This window comes from Ureaplasma urealyticum serovar 8 str. ATCC 27618, from assembly GCF_000169535.1.
GTDB lineage: Bacteria > Bacillota_I > Bacilli_A > Mycoplasmatales > Mycoplasmoidaceae > Ureaplasma > Ureaplasma urealyticum.
This window is the reverse complement of record NZ_AAYN02000001.1, coordinates 1-8,099: the sequence shown is the minus strand read 5'-3', so window position 1 is coordinate 8,099 and position 8,099 is coordinate 1. Positions and strand designations below refer to the sequence as shown.

Below are 8,099 nucleotides of genomic sequence, written 5' to 3'. Positions count from 1 at the left end.
AAAAATATAAATTTTATTTTCCTGGTTTTGTAGTTTCACCACTTCCTGGTTTTGTAGTTTCACCACTTCCTGGTTTTGTAGTTTCACCACTTCCTGGTTTTGTAGTTTCACCACTTCCTGGTTTTGTAGTTTCACCACTTCCTGGTTTTGTAGTTTCACCACTTCCTGGTTTTGTAGTTTCACCACTTCCTGGTTTTGTAGTTTCACCACTTCCTGGTTTTGTAGTTTCACCACTTCCTGGTTTTGTAGTTTCACCACTTCCTGGTTTTGTAGTTTCACCACTTCCTGGTTTTGTAGTTTCACCACTTCCTGGTTTTGTAGTTTCACCACTTCCTGGTTTTGTAGTTTCACCACTTCCTGGTTTTGTAGTTTCACCACTTCCTGGTTTTGTAGTTTCACCACTTCCTGGTTTTGTAGTTTCACCACTTCCTGGTTTTGTAGTTTCACCACTTCCTGGTTTTGTAGTTTCACCACTTCCTGGTTTTGTAGTTTCACCACTTCCTGGTTTTGTAGTTTCACCACTTCCTGGTTTTGTAGTTTCACCACTTCCTGGTTTTGTAGTTTCACCACTTCCTGGTTTTGTAGTTTCACCACTTCCTGGTTTTGTAGTTTCACCACTTCCTGGTTTTGTAGTTTCACCACTTCCTGGTTTTGTAGTTTCACCACTTCCTGGTTTTGTAGTTTCACCACTTCCTGGTTTTGTAGTTTCACCACTTCCTGGTTTTGTTTCAAAACCTATATTTTCTGTTTGATAATTAAAATAATAAAACTTAGTGTAAAAATAGGAACAAAAAATTATAAAATTCAAAATAAACATTAATTTTTATTAACAACTTTATTTTTAATTAAAAATTTCTTCAAAAAACACATTAAAAAAAAAAAAAAAACTAATAAAAATTATAAAATTAAATTGCAAGTGTTAAGCGAAAGACATTTGCAATCTTCATATGTTTTCGTTAAAATTAAAATTCCTATTAAAAACAACATGAGATTAAACAAAATCTTAATGTTGTTATTATCTATACATTCTAAAGAAAAATATATTTGCAAAACTATAAATAGACACAAAAAACAATAGAATAATAAAACTAAATTTCATATTTAGTTTATTAGGAGATCGTTATAAATGAAATTATTAAAAAATAAGAAATTTTGAGCAATTACACTAGGGGTAACTTTAGTGGGAGCAGGGGTAGTTGCTGTGGCAGCTTCATGTTCTAGCTCAAATGTTAAATCTAAATTAAGTAGTCAACTTGTTAAATCAAAAGACGAAAAGAGCTTTTACGCTGTTTACGACATTGAAAATTTCGATGATTTAACTGAAAATGATAAAAAAGCATTAAACGAAGCTGAATTCAATGTTGCAATTACATCAGCTGAAAATAAAACAGAAAACGCAACAACAAAAGGTCACTTACTTAACAAAAAAATCTATGTTAAATTACCACGTGAACCAAAAGCTAAAGAACAATTAACTATTATTAATAAAGGTGGCTTACTAAAAACTGCATCTTTAGTATTACCTGATAATTTTAATTATCAAACAGAAAAAGTGGAGTTTGAAAACACACCTACACCATCACCTACTCCAACACCTAAAAAAGACGAAGCAGTTGTAAGTAGTGTTGAATTTAAAAAAGTTGAAAATAAAAAAGATGAGGCAACAGTTTCATTAGTTTTTAGTAAATTAGAATTAGCAGATGCTAGCAAAAAAATATTTGTTTTAGAAGTTACTAAAAAAGGTGAAACAGCACCAATTCAAGCAAGCGATTTAAAATATGATGAAGCATCTAAAACTTTAAGTGGAAAGTTATCTAACTTAAAAGAAGGTACTTATAATTTATCTAAATTAACTTTAAATGGTAATGAAGTTAGTTTAAGCGAAGAAATTAAAAAAGTTGAACTAAAAGTTGGACCAATTAATGAACAAAGTGCCCAACCATCAAATCTGCAAAAAGATAAAGAAGAAAAAGTTAAGGCTGTTAAAGCTAAATTAGATGCTGCAGAAAAAGAATTGACAACAGCTAAATCTGATGTTGAAACTAAACAAAAAGCTGTTGATGCTGCTAAAACTAAACTAGATCAAGCAACTAAAGAATCAACTGATGCAAATCAATCATTAGAAACAGCTAAAGAAAATCAAAAAACAAAACAACAAGCTGTAGATTCAGCTAAAGAAGAATTAAAAGTAGCTGAAGGTTCTACAGAAAATAAAGAAGAAAAAGTTAAGGCTGTTAAAGCTAAATTAGATGCTGCAGAAAAAGAATTGACAACAGCTAAATCTGATGTTGAAACTAAACAAAAAGCTGTTGATGCTGCTAAAACTAAACTAGATCAAGCAACTAAAGAATCAACTGATGCAAATCAATCATTAGAAACAGCTAAAGAAAATCAAAAAACAAAACAACAAGCTGTAGATTCAGCTAAAGAAGAATTAAAAGTAGCTGAAGGTTCTACAGAAAATAAAGAAGAAAAAGTTAAGGCTGTTAAAGCTAAATTAGATGCTGCAGAAAAAGAATTAACAACAGCTAAATCTGATGTTGAAACTAAACAAAAAGCTGTTGATGCTGCTAAAACTAAACTAGATCAAGCAACTAAAGAATCAACTGATGCAAATCAATCATTAGAAACAGCTAAAGAAAATCAAAAAACAAAACAACAAGCTGTAGATTCAGCTAAAGAAGAATTAAAAGTAGCTGAAGGTTCTACAGAAAATAAAGAAGAAAAAGTTAAGGCTGTTAAAGCTAAATTAGATGCTGCAGAAAAAGAATTAACAACAGCTAAATCTGATGTTGAAACTAAACAAAAAGCTGTTGATGCTGCTAAAACTAAACTAGATCAAGCAACTAAAGAATCAACTGATGCAAATCAATCATTAGAAACAGCTAAAGAAAATCAAAAAACAAAACAACAAGCTGTAGATTCAGCTAAAGAAGAATTAAAAGTAGCTGAAGGTTCTACAGAAAATAAAGAAGAAAAAGTTAAGGCTGTTAAAGCTAAATTAGATGCTGCAGAAAAAGAATTAACAACAGCTAAATCTGATGTTGAAACTAAACAAAAAGCTGTTGATGCTGCTAAAACTAAACTAGATCAAGCAACTAAAGAATCAACTGATGCAAATCAATCATTAGAAACAGCTAAAGAAAATCAAAAAACAAAACAACAAGCTGTAGATTCAGCTAAAGAAGAATTAAAAGTAGCTGAAGGTTCTACAGAAAATAAAGAAGAAAAAGTTAAGGCTGTTAAAGCTAAATTAGATGCTGCAGAAAAAGAATTAACAACAGCTAAATCTGATGTTGAAACTAAACAAAAAGCTGTTGATGCTGCTAAAACTAAACTAGATCAAGCAACTAAAGAATCAACTGATGCAAATCAATCATTAGAAACAGCTAAAGAAAATCAAAAAACAAAACAACAAGCAGTAGATTCAGCTAAAGAAGAATTAAAAGTTCTTCAAGCATAAAAAAATAATTAATAAATACCATTCAAGAATCTTAAAAATAAGATGCCTTTGTTTGGTATTTTTTTTATTACCTAAAACTAATAATTTTAGAATTTTAATTATCAAACAGAAAATATAGGTTTTGAAACAAAACCAGGAAGTGGTGAAACTACAAAACCAGGAAGTGGTGAAACTACAAAACCAGGAAGTGGTGAAACTACAAAACCAGGAAGTGGTGAAACTACAAAACCAGGAAGTGGTGAAACTACAAAACCAGGAAGTGGTGAAACTACAAAACCAGGAAGTGGTGAAACTACAAAACCAGGAAGTGGTGAAACTACAAAACCAGGAAGTGGTGAAACTACAAAACCAGGAAGTGGTGAAACTACAAAACCAGGAAGTGGTGAAACTACAAAACCAGGAAGTGGTGAAACTACAAAACCAGGAAGTGGTGAAACTACAAAACCAGGAAGTGGTGAAACTACAAAACCAGGAAGTGGTGAAACTACAAAACCAGGAAGTGGTGAAACTACAAAACCAGGAAGTGGTGAAACTACAAAACCAGGAAGTGGTGAAACTACAAAACCAGGAAGTGGTGAAACTACAAAACCAGGAAGTGGTGAAACTACAAAACCAGGAAGTGGTGAAACTACAAAACCAGGAAGTGGTGAAACTACAAAACCAGGAAGTGGTGAAACTACAAAACCAGGAAGTGGTGAAACTACAAAACCAGGAAGTGGTGAAACTACAAAACCAGGAAGTGGTGAAACTACAAAACCAGGAAGTGGTGAAACTACAAAACCAGGAAGTGGTGAAACTACAAAACCAGGAAGTGGTGAAACTACAAAACCAGGAAAATAAAATTTATATTTTTTTTAAAAAAGTGCCTTTTTAATTATTTATATATAAAGAGATTAATAGCCTATGAATTGGGCTATTTTTTTATCCCAACAAAACATATAAGATTACAAAAATCAAAATAAAAAACGACTCTTATAATTGTTTATTTAATAAAATTTAGATCAAAAAAATAATGGAAAATTAATATGAAATATAAAAAATAAATACTTTATTTCAAATGTTTTTTCTATTGTTTAAAATTGATAATTTTTAGAATTTGAATTATCAAAGAGAAAAAGTGGACTTTGAAAATGCGCCTGCACCAACTCCAACTCCACAACCAACACCCACACCTAAAAAAGATGAAGCGGTTGTAAGTAGTGTTAAATTTAGTGAAGTTAATGCACAAGCAAAAACAGCAAAAGTTAAATTAACATTTACCTTAGCAGTTCAACTAAAAGATGAAAATCAAAAATCATTAAAATTAACTTTAACTAAAGATAGTGAAACAAAAGAAGTTGACTTAGTATTAAGTGAAGATAAATTAAGTGCAACAGCTGATTTAAATGAGTTAAATGAAGGAACTTATAAAGTAACTAAATTAACTTTAAATGGTAATGAAGTTAGTTTAAATGACGAAATTAAAAATAAAGAATTAAAAGTAGAAGCTTCTAAAAAACCTGAAACAGGTAGCACAGAAGGTGGATCAACTGAAAAATAATTATCTAGTTACAAATTTTCTAAAAAATAAATTAAATAGCTCAAAATTGGGCTATTTTTTATTACCTTAAAACTGATAATTTTTAGAATTTTAATTATCAAACAGACAAAGTAGACTTTGGAAACACACCTACACCATCACCTACTCCGACTCCAACGCCCAAAAAAGATGAAGCAATTGTAAGTAATGTTACATTTACAAAAGATAAAAACAAAAAAGATGAAGGAACAGTTTCATTAGTTTTTAGTAAATTAGAATTAGCGGATTCTAACAAAAAAGTATTTAACTTAGAAGTTACTAAAAAAGGCGAAACAACTCCAATTCAAGTTAGTGATTTAAGCTATGATGAAACTACTAAAACTTTAAGTGGGAAGTTATCTAACTTAAAAGAAGGTACTTATAATTTATCTAAATTAACATTAAATGGTAATGAAATCAATTTAAATGATACAGTTAAGAATAGTAAATTATTAATTGAAGACAAAAATAATAATGGAAATGGTGGAAACGAACAAGGAGATCATCCATCAAATACTCCTGCTCTAACAGAAGAACAATTAGAAGCAAAAGTTGCTGATTTAGATAAAAAAGTAAAAGAAGCAACAACTGCATTAACAGAAGCTGAAAACGCTGTTAAAACTGAAAAAGCAGGTAAAAACGATGTTGCAAAAGTTAAAGAATTAGAAAAAGTTGTTCAAGAAAAACAAACACAAAAACAAAACCTTGAACAAGAATTAGCTAAAGCAAAAGAAGAACTTAAAAAGTTAAAATAATAAAATTAATAATAGCTCAAAATTGGGCTTTTTTTATTACCTTAAAACTGATAATTTTTAGAATTTTAATTATCAAACAGAAAAAGTAGACTTTGAAAATGCGCCTACACCAACTCCAGAACCTACTCCAACACCTACACCAAAAGAAGATAAAGCAATTGTAAGTAATGTTGAGTTTAGCGAAGTTAATGCACAAACAAAAACAGCAAAAGTTAAATTAACATTTGCCTCAGCAGTTCAACTAAAAGACGAAAGCCAAAAATCATTGAAATTAACTTTAACTAAAGATAGTGAAACAAAAGAAGTTGACTTAGTATTAAGTCAAGATAAATTAAGTGCAACAGCTGATTTAAATGTGTTAAATGAAGGAACTTATAAAGTAACTAAATTAACTTTAAATGGTAATGAAGTTAGTTTAAATGACGAAATTAAAAATAAAGAATTAAAAGTAGAAGCTTCTAAAAAACCTGAAACAGGTAGCACAGAAGGTGGATCAACTGAAGGTAAAAAACCTGAAACAGGTAGCACAGAAGGTGGATCAACTGAAAAATAATTATCTAGTTACAAATTTTCTAAAAAATAAATTAAATAGCTCAAAATTGGGCTATTTTTTATTACCTTAAAAACTGATAATTTTTAGAATTTTAATTATCAAACAGAAAAAGTAGACTTTGAAAATGCGCCTACACCAACTCCAGAACCTACTCCAACACCTACACCAAAAGAAGATAAAGCAATTGTAAGTAATGTTGAGTTTAGCGAAGTTAATGCACAAACAAAAACAGCAAAAGTTAAATTAACATTTGCCTCAGCAGTTCAACTAAAAGACGAAAGCCAAAAATCATTGAAATTAACTTTAACTAAAGATAGTGAAACAAAAGAAGTTGACTTAGTATTAAGTGAAGATAAATTAAGTGCAACAGCTGATTTAAGTGAGTTAAGTGAAGGAACTTACAAAGTTTCTAAATTAACATTAAATAATGTTGAAGTTAGTCTAAGTGACGAACTTAAAAAAGTTGAAATGACTCCAACACCTAAAAAAAATGAAGCTATAGCAAGTGGAGTAAAAATTGGCGAAGTTAAAAATGGCGTTGCATATATTGAAGTTACATTTAGCAAATTTGAACTAGCAGATCAAAATAAAAAAGACTTTGTTTTAGAAGTTAATAAGAATCAAAATGGCACTTCAGCATCTATTAAAGCAACTGATTTAACTTACAATGAACAAACTAAAACACTTAGTGGCAAATTAAACGGACTAGAATCAAATACAAATTATGAGATTTCAAAACTTACTTTAAATGGTAATGAAATTAAATTCGATCAAGAAGAATTATTAAAATCATATGTTGATCAAGCTAAATTAATTATGTCGTTTAACAAAAATGATAAAAAAGTTAATATAAAATTAGAAAACTTTAATATTTTAGATTCTTTTCAAAATAATCAACCGTTATTAACGTTTGATATAGAAATAACAAAAAAAGATGGCATAACACAAGTTGTTCACAAATCATTAACAAAAAATCAATTACTAAATAAAGATGGTTTAGAAATTGATTTAAAAGATAAAATGAATGGAACAAATGTTAATTATGAAGTTAAATTAACAAATGCTAAATTACTAAATATTTCTATAAAGGAAAAAGCTATAGAAACAAAATAATTAGAGTAATAATAGCCTAAGACTAGGCTATTTTTTATTGTTTAAAACTAATAATTTTAGAATTTTAATTATCAAACAGAAAAAGTAAACTTTGGAAATGCACCTACTCCAACACTTGCACCAAAAGAAGATAAAGCAGTTGTAAGTAGTGTTGAATTAGTATACAAAGAAACTGCTTCACTTTATTCAATTCGCGCAAGATGAAATGGTTATAAATGAATTTATGTAAACGAATGTGAAAATAAGACGATTAAAGAAATTGAACATGAAATTGGATTATTGAATGATCAAGCAAGAGTTTATGATAAATATAAAGATCGAGAATGAATTAATCATAGTTATCCTATAACTAAAGAAGATATTGATTATTATTTTAAATTTAATTCTAAATTAACAAAAGATAAAAATGGTAAACCATTAAGTGAAGATGAAATTAAAAAATTAAAAGAAGAAGAATTCAAAAGAGTAGTGGAAGATTATAAAATAAAGATCCAAACTGATTATTGAATTATTTTAATGTGTATTTTAAGATTGGTTGATAAGCCTCGTGCTCAAAAAAATTTAACACCATTTGATCAAAAAAACGAAAATAATGAGTATGTTTGATCAGAACAAGAACTAAGAACGTTACAAAGTGAAGCAACTAAAATTGCAGGC

Annotated in this window: 8 protein-coding genes; 6 read left to right on the top strand and 2 right to left on the bottom strand. The window is 29.2% G+C overall.

Annotated features, from left to right (window positions below):
- A partial coding sequence (locus UUR8_RS03750; RefSeq protein WP_004025496.1) for a hypothetical protein occupies positions 1–732 on the bottom strand: 732 nt, incomplete at its 3' end.
- Positions 733–1,126: 394 nt separating this feature from the next.
- On the opposite strand from UUR8_RS03750, the gene UUR8_RS03745 reads away from it, so the two are divergent.
- The 3 genes from UUR8_RS03745 (at position 1,127) to UUR8_RS00025 (ending at position 5,003) form a co-directional block, all read left to right on the top strand.
- A complete protein-coding gene (locus tag UUR8_RS03745; RefSeq protein ID WP_004025498.1) occupies positions 1,127–3,463 on the top strand; it encodes an MBA family surface membrane protein in 2,337 nt (778 codons plus the stop codon).
- A gap of 121 nt (positions 3,464–3,584) precedes the next feature.
- On the top strand, positions 3,585–4,337 hold the full coding sequence (locus UUR8_RS03740; RefSeq protein WP_004025500.1) for a hypothetical protein: 753 nt from the start codon (positions 3,585–3,587) through the stop codon (positions 4,335–4,337).
- A gap of 243 nt (positions 4,338–4,580) precedes the next feature.
- A complete protein-coding gene (locus tag UUR8_RS00025) occupies positions 4,581–5,003 on the top strand; it encodes a DUF1410 domain-containing protein (RefSeq protein ID WP_004025497.1) in 423 nt (140 codons plus the stop codon).
- A gap of 94 nt (positions 5,004–5,097) precedes the next feature.
- On the opposite strand, the gene UUR8_RS03735 is transcribed toward UUR8_RS00025, so the two are convergent.
- Positions 5,098–5,277: a hypothetical protein gene (locus UUR8_RS03735; RefSeq protein WP_230438553.1), complete on the bottom strand. Its 180-nt coding sequence runs from the start codon at positions 5,275–5,277 to the stop codon at positions 5,098–5,100.
- A gap of 764 nt (positions 5,278–6,041) precedes the next feature.
- Between UUR8_RS03735 and UUR8_RS00015 the strand changes: the two genes are divergently transcribed.
- From UUR8_RS00015 to UUR8_RS00005, 3 genes are all read left to right on the top strand, one after another.
- Positions 6,042–6,329 (top strand): hypothetical protein, encoded by a 288-nt coding sequence (locus tag UUR8_RS00015; RefSeq protein ID WP_004025501.1) that lies wholly within the window; start codon positions 6,042–6,044, stop codon positions 6,327–6,329.
- A gap of 291 nt (positions 6,330–6,620) precedes the next feature.
- Positions 6,621–7,442: a DUF1410 domain-containing protein gene (locus UUR8_RS00010; RefSeq protein WP_004025499.1), complete on the top strand. Its 822-nt coding sequence runs from the start codon at positions 6,621–6,623 to the stop codon at positions 7,440–7,442.
- Between the two features lie 279 nt (positions 7,443–7,721).
- Positions 7,722–8,099: hypothetical protein (locus UUR8_RS00005; protein ID WP_004025495.1), on the top strand; the 378-nt coding region annotated here is incomplete at its 3' end.